Genomic DNA, 16,992 nt, shown 5'->3' on the forward strand with positions numbered 1-16,992 from the left:
CCTTTTTGGCGATTATTAATTCTCCTCAATAACGGGTATAAGTGTTAAAATCCTTTAAGTGTGATGGATTCACGCAATCAGGAGGGATTTCATGTTCAGCCGTAAAAAAACAGACCCGTTTTTCGAATCGCTCGCCAAAATTTCCGTGAATGTCCAGGAAGCGATGCATTACGCAAAAGATGCCCGTATCCGTTCCAAGGCGGATCTCGAGGAGATCAGCACAACGATGAAAAAGTATGAGACAGACGGGGACGATCTGATCCATGAGCTGATCGTCATGCTGAATAAGTCTTTCATGACCCCGATCGAGCGGGAAGACATCCTGGCACTCGGAAACAGCATGGATAATGTCCTGGACGGCATCGAAGAATGCATCGCCCACTTCGACATGTTCGCCTTGACTGAATCCGATGATGCCATGAATACGTTCATTCACTACATCACGCTCAGTACGGATGAAATCGTGAAGGCGATGGACAAGCTGGAAGACAAGAAACTCGCCGCCATGCGCGAGCACGCCATCAAGATCAAAGACTACGAAAGCAAATGTGATGAAGTGCTCCGGGCTTCCATCAAAGAACTGTTCCTGCATGAAAAGGATCCGATCCGCATCATCCAGTTCAAAGACATATACGAACAGCTTGAAGACATTGCGGATGAATGCCAAAACGTGGCCAACACGATTGAAACCATCATCATGCGCAATGCCTAAACGATTGGAGATTTAATACATGGACATGCTGTTTGTTCTCACTGCCTTAATCGTCGTCTTCGCGCTCGGATTCGACTTTATCAACGGATTCCACGATACGGCGAATGCGATCGCCACATCCGTTTCGACCCGTGCTCTGCCGCCGAGGGTCGCCGTCCTCATGGCGGCCGTCATGAACTTCATCGGGGCCATCACGTTCACGGGCGTGGCCAAGGCGATCACGAAAGACATCGTCGACCCGTTCGCGCTCGGCAACGGGGAGCTGGTCATCCTTGCCGCTCTCATCGCGGCGATCATCTGGAATCTGGTCACCTGGTATTTCGGGATCCCGTCCAGTTCATCCCATGCAATCATCGGAGCCATTGCGGGGGCCGCCATCATGGCGGCAGGATTCGGAATCCTCAACTACAGCGGATTCCTTAAAATCATCCAGGCACTGATCTTCTCTCCCATCATCGCAATCGCAATGGGCTTTCTGGTCATGACGCTGTTCAAGTTCATTTTCCGCAAGTCCACGCTTTCCACGACCAACCGGCGGATCCGCATCCTGCAGATCGGCACGGCTGCCATCCAGTCGTTCACCCACGGGACGAACGATGCGCAAAAAACGATGGGTATCATGACAATGGCCTTGATCGCCGCCGGCTGGCAGTCCTCTGATGACATTCAGTTGTGGGTCCGGATCGCCGCAGCGACTGCAATGGGGCTTGGAACCTCCATCGGCGGCTACAAAATCATCAAGACCGTCGGCGGAAAGATCATGAAGCTCCGTCCGGTCAACGGCGCCGCTGCAGACCTTGCTTCCGCGACCGTCATTTTTGGGGCCACGCTAATCCATCTGCCGGTCAGCACGACGCACGTCATCTCCTCCTCCATCATGGGCGTCGGATCCGCACAGCGCATCAGAGGCGTGAAATGGGGCGTCGCCCGGAAGATCGTCATCACCTGGATCATCACGATGCCGATCGTCGGCATCATGGCTGCGGGCATCTACTATTTGCTGGACCTCGTTTTCTGATCTCCCGCCCGGAACCTGAATGTTGTGTTTTCCGAGAACATTGGAACTTCGGTTTCCGAATGAGTTTTTCTTTTATTTTCCCTCTGTTTGCTCTATTATAATTTTCGGACGGACAGAATTGTTCGGAAAACGAAACACAGGGGGAATTTTCATGTTCAAAAAATGGTTGGTCGTCACTGCGGCGTCCGCACTGCTGCTCGGTGCCTGCGGAACGAAGAGCGCGGAAGACATCGACAACGTCTATCTTCAGTCTGCAGACTACAAAAAAGCGGCGGAAGTCGATGCGCCGGAAGCCTATTCGAAGGACTTCCTGCTCGACACGAGCGTGTATATGAGCGAAACTGCCGACACACTTGCCGTCCTCGATGAAAACGTGGAAAACGTGCTGGAAAACGGAGAACTGAAGGACGAGGAAGCCGTCAAGGAAGCCATCAAGAACTTTGAGGACTTCTCAGCAGACTTTAAATTGAGCGGCAAGTCCGAGGAAGAAAAAGAGATTGCCGGGCTCACTGACGAAACCAATAAAAATATCGGCATCTACCGCGATTACCTGAACAGCTACATGGAAGATCCGCAAGAAAAGTACAACACGACGCTGTCGAGCGCACGTTCCCGCGTACTTACGCTGACCGGCGACATGAGCAAGGCACTTGATGAAAATGGCGCACAGCCTGCGCTCAAAAAGTTGAAAGAGCAATTCGATGCCCTTCATTACAATGCAGACTTCGCCGGTTTCAAAGGCAACTATGCGGTGAGTGCAAATCAGAAATAACGTTAAAAAGGCCGGAATCCGAAGTTCGGATCCCGGCCTTTTCCATTTCACCACAGATTCGGCTTGGCCACCATAAACCAAAGCATGATCAACAACAGGATGATATAGGTCCAGAGCTTCTTGTTCAGCACGGTGATGAGCGCCTGCCGGTCCCCCGCCCTGGCGGAAAGTCCGGCGAGCACCGGCTTGAATGCACGTGCCAAAAAGAAGATTGAGGCGAACATCACCACGATCGTCATGACAACCCAGGAGGTCGACCATGGATACCCTTTGAACATGAGCAGCACGCCCGTGGCGACGAGCACATGGCCGGCATGCTTCACCAGGCGGACCGCCGATCTGAACACCGACAATTGCTCGTCAAGCAGCCGCTCGTCTGAAATCCGCATCTTCCTGATCAGAGGGACAAGAACAAAAAACGGGCCGATGGAAAGCGCCGCGCTGAAAACATGGAAGAATAATACCGAGGAAAAATAAAGGCTTCCCATCTTCCGTCATTCGGCGACCGGGCGGAATTCGTGTACCCAGACTTCCATTTTCGGCACCCATTTCATCCCGGGATGAAAGGAGATGATGGCATTTTTATAGTCTTCCAGGCCCTCGTAGCCTTCTGAACGGGCATCTTCTTCCGTCATTTCGCCGAGCGTCTGGATATAGACGTCCGTGACTTCAAAAGAGCCTCCGTCCAGTTCCATCACTTCGCCGGGATCCGCATAGCGGCCGTTGCGCCGCGTTGCCGTTTTTTTGCCATCAATCACATTTTGGACATCCGCCGGATTGGTCACAAGCCGTTCGACCGAACACGTTTTCGGCGGCAATTCTTCTTTTGAAAACCGCTTCATCTCTCTCTCTCCTTTTGCTTACTCACGTAAAGAAGCCGGCTTTCCTGGCTTCAAATTCAAGTTCTTCACGGAATTTCGGGTGGGCGATGGCAATCAGGCGCCTGGCGCGCTCGGAGAACGGCTGCCCGTACAAGTCGGCAATCCCGTACTCGGTCACAACGCTTCCGACCGAGTTTTTGGATGTCGTCACAACAGAACCGGGGCTCAGATTCAAGCGGATGCGGGAAATTGTGCCTTCCTTCGCAGTTGAATGAAGACAGATGAACCCTTTCCCGTACTTTGAGAACCGGATGCCGTTGGCGAAGTCCGCCTGGCCTCCGCTGAGCGAGTAGTACTTCCCGGCCACCGTTTCGGATGCCGCCTGGCCATACAGGTCAATTTCAGTTGAGGCATTGATGGATACCATATGGTCTTCCATTGAAATGGCATGCGGATTGTTCACAATGTGGACGGGCAAAAATTCGACGCCCGGATTGTTGTCGAGAAAGTCATACAGTTTCTGGGTCCCGAGTGCGAACGTGCCGACGATTTTCCCGGGGTTCGTCTTTTTTCTTGTACCGTCGATGGCTCCGGCCTGATACAGATCCACGATGCTGCTTGTCAGCATTTCAGTATGGATTCCAAGGTGGCGATAATCCTTCAGCATCCCCATGACGGCGTTTGGGATGGCCCCGATCCCGACCTGAAGCGTATCCCCGTTATCGATGCGGTTCACGACATATTCTGCAATGCGCCGGTCCTTTTCGCCGACCGGCGGAGAGACCGCTTCGGTGAGCGGAGCATCGTGTTCGATAAAGCCGGCGATCTGGCTGATGTGGATCTGATTCCGCCCGAATGTCCTCGGCATATGCCGGTTCACTTCAAGCACGAACGGGACATGACCGATGAACTCGGCCACATAGTCGGCATTCGTTCCGAGGGAAAAGTATCCGTGTTGATCCATCGGCGAGGCAACCGCCATCACAAGTGAACGCTTCGTCGTCCGGCTCAGCAGATACGGGACATCCGAGAAGTTGTTCGGGACAAGTTCGATCGTCCCGTTCCAGTAGGCCCTGCGTGTGGCGGAACTCAAGAAATATGAAACGTGGGACAGCTTGCCCGGAAACTCGCCGTTGATATAGGCCCGTTCGCGGAGCGCATGCATCTGGTGGATTCGGACGCCATCGAGCTCTTCCGCATGCTCTTCGAGAAGATCCAGCAGCCGGACCGGCTCCCCGTTGGCAATGGGGACGATCAGGTCGGCCTGAGGGCCGATCAGAGAAAGGAATTCTCCGTCGGACAGTCGTCTGGTCATCATACAACACTCCATTCAATCCGTGTGATCAAACTTTACCATATGCGCGGCTCCGACTGAACCAATAGTTGCCCGGTTCATAAAACAGACCGCCGTTTTTTGAACGTTCCATGACAACAAGTGAGTTGGAAAAGCTTCAGCGTATCAGCCGTGCGTAATCAGCAGGTGCAATGTTGCCCCCAGACAAGATCACGACCGCCTCTTTCCCCGGACCATGTGCATTTTCCGACAAAAGACCGGCAAGCGCAGTCGCCCCCGACGGCTCAACCACCTGCTTTGTGGCTTCAAACAGGATGGCCATCGAATCCCGGATCGCACTGTCGCTCACCGTAATGAGGCCGTCCAGTTCCGATTTTAAAATCGGGAAAGTCAGTTCACCGGGAATGCTTGTCCGCAGGCCGTCCGCAATCGTGGCAGAAGGGCCGATTGAGACGCGTTCACCGGCAGCCAATGAACGCCGCGTATCATCCGCACTTTCCGGTTCGACGCCATACACCCGGACACCGGGCCTGAGCTGCCTGACGGCGGACAGCACGCCGGCGAGCAGCCCCCCGCCGCCGACCGGAACAAAGACGGCATCAAGGCTTGGAACCTGCTCCACAAGCTCCAGCCCGGCCGTCCCCTGCCCTGCCATGATGAACTCGTCATCGTAAGGCGGAATGAATACGCCTCCTTCTTCGTGCGCTATCCTCACCGCTTCGGGAATCCGCTCGGCGGATGTCCGGCCGCATTTCACGACCTGTCCACCGTAAGCTTTGATCGCCGCGATTTTTGCAGGCGAGGCATCTTCCGGAACAACGATGGTCGCCCTCAAGCCCATCATAGCCGCTGCACGGGCAACCGCCTGTCCGTGGTTCCCCGATGATGCGGCAACTGCATGCACCGCCCCTTCCTCCACAGCCTGGAGGATCTTGAATGAGGCGCCGCGTATTTTGAACGAGCCTGTTTTCTGAAGGTGCTCCGCCTTCAGGTGCACCCGGCAGCCGGCAATCCGGCCGAGCCGCTCCGAAGTCAGGACCGGCGTGCGGTGGATCATTCCCCCGATCTTTTCCGCAGCCGTCCTGATTTGACCCAATTCAATCATTCCCACTCCTCCTCTTCCCTTTCCGTACTGCTTTCATTCTACTACTTTCCGGGCAATTGTTTCTCCCGGCAGAATGATTCACACCCTTGCATATGACAAATGTCATGCCGACTTTTTGACAGGTATGCCTGTTTTGGAGCGCCGGGATTTTTTATGATGAAAGCAGTCCTTTTATGTTTGCGAAAGAAGTGCGGACAGCCGCATGGAACCAAAGAGGAGGAACCCCTATTGGAACGGGAAAAAACGATTCAGCTCAGAAAAAATGTGAAACCATATGAACAGTCCGACCGCAGGGCAAGCACCATGCAGATTTTGAACACAATTCCGCCGTTTTTCATTTTATGGGGAATAGCCTATGCAGCCTACTTCGTCTCGCCGTGGCTGGCAGCGGGCGTGGCGGTGATCGCCGCCGGATTCCTCGTCAGGATGTTCATCATCTTCCACGACTGCACACACGGCTCGTTCTTCAAAAAGAAAAAAGCCAATGACCTTCTCGGCAACATCACCGGGATCCTCACGCTATTCCCTTATGAAAAGTGGAAAAGAGAGCATATCATCCACCATGCAACAAGCGGGAATCTGGACAAACGGGGAACCGGTGACATCTGGGTCATGACCGTCGAAGAGTACAACGAAGCGACTCCGATGCAACGGCTCGGCTACCGCCTTTACCGCAACCCGGTCGTCATGTTTGGATTCGGCCCGCTCTTCCTTATGCTCGTTTCCGGGCGCATCAACCGGAAAGACGCGAAGCCGAAAGAGCGCTGGAACACATGGCTGATCAATGCAGCGATCGTCATCCTGTACTCAGGTGCCATACTCGCGATCGGCTGGCAGCCGTTCCTCGTCATCCAGGGCACCGTCCTGTACACGGCCGCCGTCCTCGGAATCTGGCTGTTTTACGTACAGCATCAGTTCGAAGACTCTTATTTTGAAGAGGAGTCCGAATGGAACTATGTCAAGGCGGCCGTCGAAGGCAGTTCGTATTATGAGCTGCCACCGCTGCTCCAGTGGCTGACAGGCAACATCGGCTACCACCATGTCCACCACCTCGCCCCGAGAGTGCCGAACTATAATTTGGAAACGGCCCATGTGTCCGTGCCGCCCCTGCAGAAAGCGACGACCATCACACTGAAAACAAGCCTGGAATCGCTGAAGTTCAAGCTGTTTGACGAAGCGAACAAGCAGTTCGTCACATTCCGGGAGTGGCGGGAAAGCCAGGGGGCGCCTGTTCGGAGGCAGCTTCCGTCCGCGAAGCGAAACCCGGGCTTTGGCAGCCATGAACATTAAGCAGCCGGCGGCTCCCGAACAGGGGAGCGGCCGGTTTTTATATGGAGGGACGGCATCTGTTATACTAATGAAAAACCGTTCGGCAAGGATGTTGTGGAAAATGAAGAAATGGTATCAGATCTATCCGACGAACAAATGGTTCAACATTTATGCATGGATCCTGTTCTGCATTATGCCGTTCTTTTTCATCTTCCGATCGATGTCCATTGTGGAAATCGCTTCGGGACTCGGTTTGTTTGCCCTCTTCTTCGTTTCCTACCGGGCATCGAACAACCGCGAAGGCGCTGCATCGTACGCATGGCTCGGCATTGAAATCGTGATCTGCTTCACCATGACGGTGGCGTTCGGGTTCATCTATTTTTTCCTGTTTGTCGCGTTGCAGATCGGCAATATCCGAAAACGGGTCCCCTTTTTCATCTATTACGGCATCAACACGGCGGTGTCTGCTTCCGCGCTTGTTCTCGTCATCTTCACGGAGCCGGAGATCTTCGTGTCCCAGTATCCGTTTCTCATCATGACGGAAGTCGGTGTCCTGCTCATTCCGTTCAATGCCTACACCCGTCATCAACGGGAAGTGCTTGAGGAAAAGCTGGAAGATGCAAACCGAATCATTGCAGATCTGATCGTCCAGGAAGAGAGGCAACGGATCGCACGCGATTTGCATGACACGCTCGGTCAGAAGCTGTCGCTCATCGGCCTGAAAAGCGATCTGGCCTCCAAGCTGGCACAAAAAGACCCGTCGAGGGCGCAGGAGGAGATGCTGGATGTCCGCCGCACCGCCAGGACGGCACTCAAGGAAGTCCGGGATCTCGTGAGCGGCATGCGGGGAACGAGTCTGACAGAGGAGCTCCAGAAAACCGCCCGGATGCTGGAAGCTGCCGGAATCCGCCTGACAATCGACGGAACTACCGAACAGATTAACCCGTCCCCGTACATCGACGACGTGCTTGGCATGTGCCTCATGGAAGCGGTGACCAACGTCGTCCGGCACAGCGGTGCGGACACCTGCATGATCCGGCTTGAGAAAAACGAGATGGAGACCCGCCTGACCGTCGCCGACGACGGCAACGGCGCCCGCGAACCTTTTGTCCGCGGGAACGGTCTGCGCGGCATGGAAGAACGGATGGAGTTTGTCAACGGACGGCTGTCGATCGGGCCTGCAAAGGAAGGCACGGGCACTGAATTGACGGTCCGCATCCCTAATATCATCCAGAACAAAAACGAGGTGACGGCATGATCCGGATTGTCATTGCGGAAGATCAGAAGATGCTGCTCGGCGCACTCGGTTCACTGCTTGACCTGGAGGATGACCTGGAAGTGGCAGGTCTGGCGTCGGACGGAGCGGAAGCGGTCCGGCTGGTCAGACAGCTGAAACCCGATATCTGCATCATGGACATAGAGATGCCGGTACTGAGCGGCCTGGACGCCGCCGAACAGCTGAAGGAGCTCCCCGTCAAAATCATCATCCTCACGACTTTTGCAAGGGCGGGCTACTTCGAAAGAGCCCGGAATGCCGGTGTGGACGGCTATCTGCTCAAAGACAGTCCGAGCGATGAACTGGCCGATGCCATCCGCGCCATCATGGGCGGCCGCAGGATGTATTCGCCGGAACTTGTGGACCTGGCATTCAGCCCGCCGAATCCGCTGACGGAAAGAGAAACCCAGGTGCTGGAACTCATCGCCGAAGGCAAGGAAACAAAAGAAATCGCAAAAGAATTGTTCCTCACCAACGGAACGGTCCGCAACTATATTTCCGTCATTCTCGACAAGCTCGGCGTCGGCAACCGGATCGAAGCGATCGCCCGGTTCCGGGAAAACGGCTGGCTGCGCGGAAAGTGATGACTTCAGTTTCCCGCCGGCATTGTCCGGGTATTAAGAGGGATGTCGCAAAGGAGTGAGCGAATGCTTTTTGGCAGTTGGTCTGAAATAGGGCGGATTCTTCTCGTCGGAACCCTTACCTATATTTTGCTGATCGCCTTCATGAGAATAAGCGGAAAACGGACCTTATCCAAGATGAACATATTTGACTTCGTAGTCACAATCGGCCTTGGCTCCGTTTTTGCAACGATCCTTCTTGATAAAACTTTGTCGCTTGCCACAGGAATGACTGCAATCGGTCTGATGCTTTCACTGCAGTATGCGGTTTCCTGGCTGACTGTTCGTTTTGATCCTGTCAAGCGTCTTGTTAAGGCTTCACCGGTAGCCGTATTCTACCATGGAAGCTTTCTGAAGGAACAGATGGAGCATGCGAGGATCGATAAATCCGAGATTCTCCAAAATGTCCGGGAAAAAGGGATCGCTTCCATGGATGGGGTGATGGCAGTCGTCCTGGAAACAAACGGTGATTTATCAGTCATTCAAAAATCAGACAAACAAAATGAGGATGCCCTGCAAAATGTGAAGGGCATCCCGATTCATAATGAGAAATCGTCCGGTTCTCAATGAGACCGGACGATTTTTTGTGCTCAGATTTCCCGGGGTCAGGCTTCCGCAAGTTTGGAATAGCGGCGCTTGAACAGGACTGTGAAGTACGTGAAGGTCAGAATGAGGAAGCCGGCCATGAAGGCCAGCAGGATCCCGTTGTTGAACAGGGCCAGTTCCGCGTTGCCCGATGAGATCGCCGCCTTGAACGCCTGTACCGAATAAGTCATCGGCAGGCCTGCATTGAGCCACTGAAGCGGTTCCGGAATGAGTTCCAGCGGGAAAGTGCCTGCGCTGGTCGTCAGCTGCAGGACAAGCAGGACAATGGCGACGAACCGCCCCGGATCGCCCAACGACGACACGAGGAATTGGATGATCGCCAGGAACGTGTAGCTCGTGATGACCGCCGAAAGGATGAGCCAGCCCGGTTCGACCGCATCGAGGCCGAGCGCCATGATGACGACCGCCACGGCGGCAAGTGCCTGGATGAGTCCGACAACAGCAAGTATGGCGACCTTGCTGCCCGCCCATCGCCAGCCGTTCACCGGCTTGACGGCCGGTTCAACGAGCGGGAAGACGATGGTGATGAGCAGTGCGCCGACAAACAGTCCGAGCGAAAGGAAGTACGGCGTAAAGCCGGTTCCGTAGTTCGGAACATGGTCGACGCTCGTTTTTTCAACATCGACCGGTGCGGAAGCCATGTCGATCGTGCGGTCGTCGGCCTTCACTTCGCCGGCCGTGTCATGAGCTTCGGAAAGTTTCTCGCGGAGCGTCCCGGAACCGGCAGCCAGTTCCTCCGTTCCCGAAACGAGTTTGCCGGAGCCCGATGCCAGCTCGCCTGATTTTTGTGCAAGCTCGCTCGTACCGGCCTTCAGCTGTCCGGATCCCTCCTGAAGGGATCCGAGACCGGATGCAAGTGTCCGGCTGCCTTCCTTGGCTGATTTGATGCCGGAGTCGAGTTCTCCGGCACCGCTTGCAAGCTGTGCGTTCCCGGCAGCAAGCGCGGATGCTCCCTCGATGAGCTTGGCGGAAGATCCGTCCAGCTCCGAAGCGCCCGCCAGGATCTGCTTACGGGCTTCGGCCAATTGGCCGGCGCCGCTTTGGGCTTCACCGAGACCTCCTGCCAGGCTGCCGGTCCCCTGTCCGAGCGAAGACAGACCTGCGGTGACCGAGCCGCTTCCCTCCTTGAGCTGTTCAAGTGCGCCGTTCAGCTGCGCCTGCTGGTCGGGCGGCAGCATCTGAAGCACCGGACCGAGCTGCCCGGCAAGCGCTTCGATGCCCTGCTGGACCTGGCCGGCGCCGTTTTCAAGCTGGCCTACCGAACCGTCGACACGGTCGGCCCCCGCCTTCAGCTCACCGAGTGCGGCAATGAGGTCGCCATCCTTGGCGTTTGCGGCCGCGATTCCGTCTTTCAGCTTCGCGACGCTTGCACTATATTCCTGGACACCGCTTTTCAGTGCCGCAGCCCCGTTTGCCGCATCATTGGCGCCGGTCCGCAGCTTGCCTGCACCGTTGGAAAGCGACGACAGGCCCTGATCAAGCTTTCCTGCTCCCTTGGCAGCTTCGGCGGTACCGGAAACGAGCCGGTCGGTTCCGTCCACGAGCGTAAGCGATCCGCCTGCAAGCTGTTCCAGGTAGCCTTTGAGATCGGAAGCTCCGTTGTGGAGTTCTTTCGCCCCGTCTTCAAGTTGGCCCGCTCCGTCTGCCGCGTCTCCGAAGCCGTCGCCCATTTCGGCAATGGCATCAAACAGCTGCTCCGAATAAACGGAAACAATCTGCTCGTTCACTTCGGCGCGGATCTTTTCCATTGCCGTTTCGCCGATCTGGCCGGACAGGAAGTTCATTCCTTCATTCGGCCGGTATTCGATCGCCAGTTTTTCCGGGTTGTCGTCGAGCAGCGTTGTCGCATGTTCCGAGAAGTTCGACGGGAATTCGATCAGCATGTAGACGTCGTGGCCGTCGAGCGCCTTTTCGCCTTTCTCCCGGGTCATTTCGATGAATTCGAATTCTTTGCTCTCCATGAGCTTGTCCGTCACTTCAGCACCGATGTCGAGCTGGCGTCCTTCATAGTCGGCGCCATTGTCGTCGTTGACGATCGCAACCGGCAAGTCGGACAACCGGTCATACGGATCCCAGAAAGCCCACAGTAGCATGCCTGCATAGAGAACCGGCACGAGCAGGACCGCGATGATCGCGATCAGCATTTTCCGGTTGTGCAGGATGTTTTTCAATTCCCCTTTTAGCATTTTTTCTACCTCCGTCTGGATGAATGACCATTAAAGTCAAATGGTCACTTCCGAATAAAAAAATAGGACTGTGGTGCAGGAGGCCCATTCACCGGCCTCCCCGATACCAGTTGACCATTCTAATCGTTTGGTCAATGAGGGCCGATAAAGGCGGATTGCCGCCGTCAGGCGAGCAATCCGCGGAACAGGGTTTCATTGAACAAATCGGCGATGGTTTGTTCCGAGAGCGGCTCGCCGCGTGTTTCTGGCCACTCGATGACGAATGCCACATACGATTTGAACAGCATGTAGGCGACCAGTTCAGGGTCGCATTTGCGGACCTCGCCCCGGTCAATGGCCATCTTCAGCTTTGCCGCGATGAACCCGACGATTTCCTCTTCCACTTCAAACAACATTTCCTGGACCGCCTGAGTCCGGATTTCCTTTTCCTCTTCGATCAGCTTGCCGAGCAGTGCGTGCTGTTCCCGGAATTCGAGCATTTTCATGAGCGCAAGATGTGCCTTGATGCGAAACGGCTCGTCCGGATTGATCGCCGCCTGTGCCTCTGACCGCATTTCCCGGATCGTCGATCTGACAATCTCCTGGAACAGTTCTTCCTTATTTGAAAAAAAGGTGTAGATCGTCCCTTTCCCGACTTTGGCAATTTTTGCGACCTGATCCATCGTGGTTGCCTTGTAGCCGAACATCGAAAACGAGCGGGTGGCAGCCAGGATGATTTCTTTTCTTCTGTCCATCCCTTCACTCCTTTCAGATAAGGTACAGAACCGGCGGGCATCCTGCATTCCGGCAAGACCCGGACAAGTGCCTGCTTGTTCGGCAATGCGCGGGATTGCCGCATTCAAGCTCAATGACCGTAAAACAATTTCGGTCAATCCGTTTTACATTGTACCCTCCCGGCGTTATAAAAGCAACCGGCCCCTGAAAAAAGACCAAAGATAAAAATGCAGGGCCGGGTCCTGCAACAGAAAAACTGCCCGCCGCCGGATGGCAGGAACGGGCAGTACGGGTTTTCTTTCATTTACACGCCGGTGATCCGGATGGCGATCTTGCCGAACTGAGTACTGTCCGAAAGCAATGTCATGGCGTCCTCCACCCGCGAAAGCGGAAAAGACGAATCGATGACCGGTCGGATGCCTTTTTCCTTCATCAGCCGGAGAAGGTCGCGGAGTTCTTCTCTGCTGCCCATTGTGGAACCGAGCAGATCATATTGCCCATAGAAGAATGTCCTCAGATCAAAGTCCACCCGGTCGTCCGTCGTGGCGCCGAATGTCACGAACCGGCCGCCCTTCTTCAAGACGGAGAAGGAGCGGCTGAACGTTGCTTCGCCCACGCTGTCGATGACGAGATCCACCGTTTCTCCGGAAAGCGCCGCCTGCCAGTCTTCCCCGGTTTCCAGGGCCCGGTCGGCACCTGTTTTCAGTGCAAGCCTCCGCTTTTCCTCGCTCCGGGAAGTGACGATCACACGCGCGCCGAGCGCCTTCGCGAACTGGATCAGGTAAGTCGCCACGCCGCTTCCCGCTCCCGGGATGAACACCGTCTCGCCCGCCTTCAGACGGCCCCGGGTGACCAACGCCCGGTAGCCGGTCATGGCAGCCAGCGCCAGGACACCCGCCTCTTCCCATGAAAGATGCTCCGGCTTCGGCTCGATTTGTTCAGCGGATATCACAATTTTCTCCGCCATCGTGCCGTTGTCCGGCATGCCGAGAATGTCGAACTCCTCGGGAGGAGCCGCGGATTGCTCATACCACCGGAGCGCGGGGTTGATGATGACTTCATCGCCTTCCTTGATGCCGGCCACGCCTTCGCCGGCCGACTCCACGATCCCGGCCCCGTCCGAGCCGATGACGACCGCTTCCTTGTCATCCCCGCGCCTTGCGGGGATATAAAGGTCCCGGCGGTTGAGCCCTGCGGTTTTCAGAGCCACCACCACTTCACCGGGTCCCGGTTTCGGATCCGGCATGTCTTTTAGTTTCCATTCTCCATATTCATACACGAACGCTTTCATTGCGGCCACCTGCCTTGAAATATTTGCTGAATGCTTCCAGATCCTCGAATGTGGCGATGTCCCTCGGGAACAGCGGCACCCGGATCACTTCCTGTTTCTTGAATATCCCGTCAATCTGAGAAAGATATTGCTGCTCAATGCGCCGCCGTTCTCTCAGGAACTCCCCGTCCGCTTCGTCCGGCAGCACTTTATTCACAATGAGTGTCTTCACTTTCAGACCGTACTTTCCGAGCAGACCGACCGCCTTTTCCGTCTCCAGGATCGGCAGGCGTTCGGGGTTCAGGACGAAAATGAATCCTGTCTTCCGGTTGTCGAGCAAAATCTCCCGTACGCGCGAAAAGCGGCTCTGGCGCTCCCTCAGCACATCATAGATCGGATCTTCCACCGGTTCACCGTCATTGAGGAGCGCCGAGTAATTCTCGTTCGTCTTTTTCCGCTTCTCCAGCAGACCGCTGATCCAGACACCCATCAGTTCCGGCAGGCTGAGCAGGCGGATCGTATGGCCCGTCGGCGCCGTGTCAAACACGATCCGTCCGAACTTGTCCCGTTCTTCCAGCAGGATGGTGACGAGCTTGTCGAACAGGGCGGCCTCATCTGCGCCTGGCGAAGCCTTGGCGGTATCCAGCTGGCGGTTCACTTCGGCCGCCATGCCGGCGTGGACGCTGCCTTTCAGATTATCCTTCACGGTCTGGATATACGCTTCCGTTTCCTGCTCGGGATCAATCTCGAGCGCATGCAACCCGTCTGCGACTTCGGTGATCCGTCCGCCGAGCTTCCTGCCGAATATGTCGCCGATGTTGTGCGCGGGGTCCGTCGAAACGAGCAAGGTCCGGTGTCCTTCAGCCGCACACCGCATCGCAATCGCGGCTGCAGAAGTGGATTTTCCGACGCCGCCCTTGCCGCCGACGAAAATGATTTCCTTTTCCAGTGCCTCCATCTCTTCCCCTTCCTTTCTCAGCAGCAGCGGATGCCCGACAGCGGTGATTTGTCCATGCCCATCCGCAAATGCCAGTCATGGAACTTTTCGAGCATGTACGGATACAATTCCAGCGTGTAATAGTAGGCAGGGTTCGGGATGCCGACCATTTCCGAATAAAGCAGAAGCAGGAACAGATCGTCCTCTTCCCTCAGCTCCGCAGCGATTTCGCGACGGTGCGGCAGGCTGATCACTTCTTCGTAATACCGGATCAGCGCCTTCAGCTTTTCTGTAATGTTCATGTTTCCCCTCCTCGCAGCACCTGTTAAATAAGAGAAGGGGCCCTTCCGAAGAACGGCCCCGACTTCTCAGTCCTCAAGCGGCAGTTTCGGCTGGATGCCCTTCGTGAGCACGCTGAACGCTGTCAGGATGATCCAGACCGCAAACACGAAGATAATGGCTCCGAAGACGAACAGCAGCATGTTGGACTCCGTTCCCCACCAGGCCCACTGGAAGAAAACCTGCTGGAACATGGCAATGAGCGTCATAAAGAGCAGGAAGATCATCGGGACGATGGCGACCACATAGTTCCTTCCAAGCCGCTTGAGCCAGACTGCGATCAGCATGAGGCTGATCCCTGCAAGAAGCTGGTTGGCCGTTCCGAAAAGCGGCCACAGCAGATATCCGCCGGAACCAAAACCGTTCGGTCCTTTCGGTATGAGCACGAGCGCCGCGCTTGAAAGCACTGCAACCGAAGTGGCCACATGCGCTTTTGCGAGTACCGGCATTTTATATTCCATGCCGAGCTCCGCGATAATGTAGCGCATGAGGCGGACCGACGAGTCAAGTGTCGTAGCCGCAAACGAAATGATGATGATGGAAACGATCGTCGTGGCGATGCTTGCCGGCAGTCCGATGCCTCCGGCCAGCAGTGAGGCTCCTTCGACGAAGTTCCCGAGCCCTCCGGCGTTTGCCGCGCCGAAGGAACTGTACGCCGTCTTGAATGCGGCGGCGCTTGGGAAGAGCGTCACGACCGCCAAGATGGATATAAGCGCCAGCACCCCTTCGCCGACCGCTCCGAGATAACCGACGAACCGTGCGTCCGTTTCCTTGTCAAGCTGTTTCGCAGAAGTACCGGAGGAAACGAGTCCGTGGAATCCGGAAATCGCTCCGCAGGCAACCGTGATGAAGAGCAGAGGGAACCAGGAAACGTCCGTCGTGGCGTTCGTTGCCGGTGCTGTGATCGTCGGGTTCGTGAAAATCAGTCCGAGGTACAGGATGCCGAGCCCGACGACCAGCTGGTGGGAGTTGATGAAATCCCTCGGCTGGAGCAGTTTCCACACCGGAAGCGTCGAGGCGATGTACACATACACCATCAGGATGACGATCCAGATGAGGAATGCCGTCGACACAGCTCCCATGCCGAACAGGCCGGACCCCGTTTCTCCGCCCATCATGCCGACAAGGTCAACCTGCAGCCAGCTGAACTGGCTCGCCAGTATAGCGGCGCCGTACATGACGGCGAGCGCGATGAGCGATGGCACGAGCATTTTTTTCTGGCGTTTGTACACCGCATATCCGATCCAGACCGCAAGCGGGATCTGGATGAAGATGGGCAGCACGCTCGCCGGATATTTGATGAACAGGTTGGAGATGACCCAGGCGAAGACGGCGTTGACCATGAGCACCAGGATCAGAATGATGAAGAGGAACAGGATTTTTGCCCGTTGGCCGATGAGCCGGTCCGCAATTGTCCCGACCGACTGTCCCTTGTTGCGGACGGACAGCGCCAAAGTTCCGAAATCATGCACGCCCGCTGCAAAAACGGTACCGAGCACGACCCAGAGAAAAGCAGGCAGCCAGCCCCAGTAGACGGCGATGGCCGGTCCGAGGATCGGGGCCGCCCCGGCGACCGACGTGAAGTGGTGACCCCACAGCACAAACTTGTTTGTCGGGACGAAGTCGACGCCGTCTTTGTATTTGTGAGACGGCGTCACGTAGTTCGGGTCCAGTCTGAAAATCCGTTCAGCCACATATTTGGAATAATAACGATAACCAAGTGCAAAGACGACCATGCCGATCACTGCAACCAAGATTGCATTCAATTTGACAACCCCCTTGTCTTAGTATCGATTTCTCCCTTCCCCTGCCCTCCTTTCAATCAAAACCGGCTGCGGACCATTGTCCGTTCCTAAGATATATATGTAACAGCAGCCGACTTATTTAAACTTTCTATTAATTCTATGTTATCAAAGAAATGAGCAGAAGTGTGTGGTCCTTTCGTCCTATTTTGGTGGATGTCAGGAAGCGGGCAAAGAAAAAACGAGGCTGTCCGATAAGTCCCTAAAATGAAGAAGGAGGCGAAAAACAAATCGTTTTTCGCCTCCTTCTT

17 protein-coding genes are annotated in these 16,992 nt (G+C 55.5%); 7 read left to right on the plus strand and 10 right to left on the minus strand.

What is annotated here, in order from left to right; translation table 11 throughout:
* Window positions 1-91 precede the first annotated feature (91 nt).
* The 3 genes from ACFFIY_RS11905 (at window position 92) to ACFFIY_RS11915 (ending at window position 2,502) form a co-directional block, all read left to right on the plus strand.
* Window positions 92-712 (plus strand): DUF47 domain-containing protein, encoded by a 621-nt coding sequence (locus ACFFIY_RS11905; protein WP_354194891.1) that lies wholly within the window; start codon window positions 92-94, stop codon window positions 710-712.
* A 19-nt stretch (window positions 713-731) separates the two neighbouring features.
* A complete protein-coding gene (locus ACFFIY_RS11910; RefSeq protein WP_354194889.1) occupies window positions 732-1,730 on the plus strand; it encodes an inorganic phosphate transporter in 999 nt (332 codons plus the stop codon).
* A 151-nt stretch (window positions 1,731-1,881) separates the two neighbouring features.
* Complete coding sequence (locus ACFFIY_RS11915) at window positions 1,882-2,502, plus strand: hypothetical protein (RefSeq protein ID WP_354194887.1); 621 nt, start codon at window positions 1,882-1,884, stop codon at window positions 2,500-2,502.
* Window positions 2,503-2,549: 47 nt separating this feature from the next.
* Here the strand turns inward: ACFFIY_RS11915 and ACFFIY_RS11920 are convergent, their stop codons facing one another.
* The 4 genes from ACFFIY_RS11920 to ACFFIY_RS11935 all read right to left on the minus strand — a co-directional run bounded on the left by ACFFIY_RS11920 (window position 2,550) and on the right by ACFFIY_RS11935 (window position 5,722).
* The gene (locus ACFFIY_RS11920; RefSeq protein ID WP_354194885.1) at window positions 2,550-2,990 is read right to left on the minus strand and encodes a hypothetical protein; all 441 of its coding nucleotides are present in this window, start codon (window positions 2,988-2,990) and stop codon (window positions 2,550-2,552) included.
* Between the two features lie 6 nt (window positions 2,991-2,996).
* Complete coding sequence (locus ACFFIY_RS11925; protein WP_354194883.1) at window positions 2,997-3,344, minus strand: ASCH domain-containing protein; 348 nt, start codon at window positions 3,342-3,344, stop codon at window positions 2,997-2,999.
* Between the two features lie 22 nt (window positions 3,345-3,366).
* Window positions 3,367-4,638, minus strand: coding sequence for an acetyl-CoA hydrolase/transferase family protein (locus ACFFIY_RS11930; RefSeq protein WP_354194881.1), 1,272 nt, complete (start codon window positions 4,636-4,638; stop codon window positions 3,367-3,369).
* A gap of 136 nt (window positions 4,639-4,774) precedes the next feature.
* A complete protein-coding gene (locus ACFFIY_RS11935) occupies window positions 4,775-5,722 on the minus strand; it encodes a threonine ammonia-lyase (protein ID WP_354194879.1) in 948 nt (315 codons plus the stop codon).
* Between the two features lie 228 nt (window positions 5,723-5,950).
* On the opposite strand from ACFFIY_RS11935, the gene desA reads away from it, so the two are divergent.
* From desA to ACFFIY_RS11955, 4 genes are all read left to right on the plus strand, one after another.
* Window positions 5,951-7,012: a Delta(5) desaturase DesA gene (desA, locus tag ACFFIY_RS11940; RefSeq protein WP_354194877.1), complete on the plus strand. Its 1,062-nt coding sequence runs from the start codon at window positions 5,951-5,953 to the stop codon at window positions 7,010-7,012.
* Between the two features lie 100 nt (window positions 7,013-7,112).
* On the plus strand, window positions 7,113-8,249 hold the full coding sequence (locus tag ACFFIY_RS11945; protein ID WP_354194875.1) for a sensor histidine kinase: 1,137 nt from the start codon (window positions 7,113-7,115) through the stop codon (window positions 8,247-8,249).
* Window positions 8,246-8,851, plus strand: a complete 606-nt coding sequence (locus ACFFIY_RS11950; protein ID WP_354194873.1) for a response regulator — start codon at window positions 8,246-8,248, stop codon at window positions 8,849-8,851. Before ACFFIY_RS11945 ends, ACFFIY_RS11950 begins: the two co-directional genes overlap by 4 nt.
* Window positions 8,852-8,914: 63 nt before the next feature.
* The gene (locus ACFFIY_RS11955; protein WP_354194871.1) at window positions 8,915-9,457 is read left to right on the plus strand and encodes a DUF421 domain-containing protein; all 543 of its coding nucleotides are present in this window, start codon (window positions 8,915-8,917) and stop codon (window positions 9,455-9,457) included.
* A gap of 35 nt (window positions 9,458-9,492) precedes the next feature.
* Here the strand turns inward: ACFFIY_RS11955 and ACFFIY_RS11960 are convergent, their stop codons facing one another.
* From ACFFIY_RS11960 to ACFFIY_RS11985, 6 genes are all read right to left on the minus strand, one after another.
* On the minus strand, window positions 9,493-11,679 hold the full coding sequence (locus tag ACFFIY_RS11960) for a YhgE/Pip family protein (RefSeq protein ID WP_354194869.1): 2,187 nt from the start codon (window positions 11,677-11,679) through the stop codon (window positions 9,493-9,495).
* Window positions 11,680-11,843: 164 nt separating this feature from the next.
* Window positions 11,844-12,413, minus strand: coding sequence for a TetR/AcrR family transcriptional regulator (locus ACFFIY_RS11965; protein ID WP_354194867.1), 570 nt, complete (start codon window positions 12,411-12,413; stop codon window positions 11,844-11,846).
* A 284-nt stretch (window positions 12,414-12,697) separates the two neighbouring features.
* Entirely contained in the window at window positions 12,698-13,684 is a 987-nt protein-coding gene (locus tag ACFFIY_RS11970) for a zinc-binding dehydrogenase (RefSeq protein ID WP_354194865.1), read from the minus strand.
* Window positions 13,665-14,621, minus strand: coding sequence for an ArsA family ATPase (locus ACFFIY_RS11975; RefSeq protein WP_354194863.1), 957 nt, complete (start codon window positions 14,619-14,621; stop codon window positions 13,665-13,667). The genes ACFFIY_RS11970 and ACFFIY_RS11975 overlap by 20 nt, the downstream gene beginning before the upstream one ends.
* A 17-nt stretch (window positions 14,622-14,638) precedes the next feature.
* Window positions 14,639-14,902 carry a cory-CC-star protein gene (locus tag ACFFIY_RS11980; protein WP_354194861.1) on the minus strand — a complete coding sequence of 88 codons (264 nt, stop codon included), beginning with the start codon at window positions 14,900-14,902 and terminating at the stop codon, window positions 14,639-14,641.
* Window positions 14,903-14,968: 66 nt separating this feature from the next.
* Window positions 14,969-16,705, minus strand: a complete 1,737-nt coding sequence (locus tag ACFFIY_RS11985) for a carbon starvation CstA family protein (protein WP_354194859.1) — start codon at window positions 16,703-16,705, stop codon at window positions 14,969-14,971.
* Window positions 16,706-16,992 lie beyond the last annotated feature (287 nt).

This window comes from Bhargavaea ullalensis, assembly GCF_042432615.1.
Lineage (GTDB): Bacteria > Bacillota > Bacilli > Bacillales_A > Planococcaceae > Bhargavaea > Bhargavaea ullalensis.

Coding starts and splice junctions, on each gene's coding strand:
- ACFFIY_RS11905 (WP_354194891.1), top strand. CDS start 92: ATGTTCAGCCGTAAAAAAACAGACCCGTTTTTCGAATCGCTCGCCAAA.
- ACFFIY_RS11910 (WP_354194889.1), top strand. CDS start 732: ATGGACATGCTGTTTGTTCTCACTGCCTTAATCGTCGTCTTCGCGCTC.
- ACFFIY_RS11915 (WP_354194887.1), top strand. CDS start 1,882: ATGTTCAAAAAATGGTTGGTCGTCACTGCGGCGTCCGCACTGCTGCTC.
- ACFFIY_RS11920 (WP_354194885.1), bottom strand. CDS start 2,990: ATGGGAAGCCTTTATTTTTCCTCGGTATTATTCTTCCATGTTTTCAGC.
- ACFFIY_RS11925 (WP_354194883.1), bottom strand. CDS start 3,344: ATGAAGCGGTTTTCAAAAGAAGAATTGCCGCCGAAAACGTGTTCGGTC.
- ACFFIY_RS11930 (WP_354194881.1), bottom strand. CDS start 4,638: ATGACCAGACGACTGTCCGACGGAGAATTCCTTTCTCTGATCGGCCCT.
- ACFFIY_RS11935 (WP_354194879.1), bottom strand. CDS start 5,722: ATGATTGAATTGGGTCAAATCAGGACGGCTGCGGAAAAGATCGGGGGA.
- ACFFIY_RS11945 (WP_354194875.1), top strand. CDS start 7,113: ATGAAGAAATGGTATCAGATCTATCCGACGAACAAATGGTTCAACATT.
- ACFFIY_RS11950 (WP_354194873.1), top strand. CDS start 8,246: ATGATCCGGATTGTCATTGCGGAAGATCAGAAGATGCTGCTCGGCGCA.
- ACFFIY_RS11955 (WP_354194871.1), top strand. CDS start 8,915: ATGCTTTTTGGCAGTTGGTCTGAAATAGGGCGGATTCTTCTCGTCGGA.
- ACFFIY_RS11960 (WP_354194869.1), bottom strand. CDS start 11,679: ATGCTAAAAGGGGAATTGAAAAACATCCTGCACAACCGGAAAATGCTG.
- ACFFIY_RS11965 (WP_354194867.1), bottom strand. CDS start 12,413: ATGGACAGAAGAAAAGAAATCATCCTGGCTGCCACCCGCTCGTTTTCG.
- ACFFIY_RS11970 (WP_354194865.1), bottom strand. CDS start 13,684: ATGAAAGCGTTCGTGTATGAATATGGAGAATGGAAACTAAAAGACATG.
- ACFFIY_RS11975 (WP_354194863.1), bottom strand. CDS start 14,621: ATGGAGGCACTGGAAAAGGAAATCATTTTCGTCGGCGGCAAGGGCGGC.
- ACFFIY_RS11980 (WP_354194861.1), bottom strand. CDS start 14,902: ATGAACATTACAGAAAAGCTGAAGGCGCTGATCCGGTATTACGAAGAA.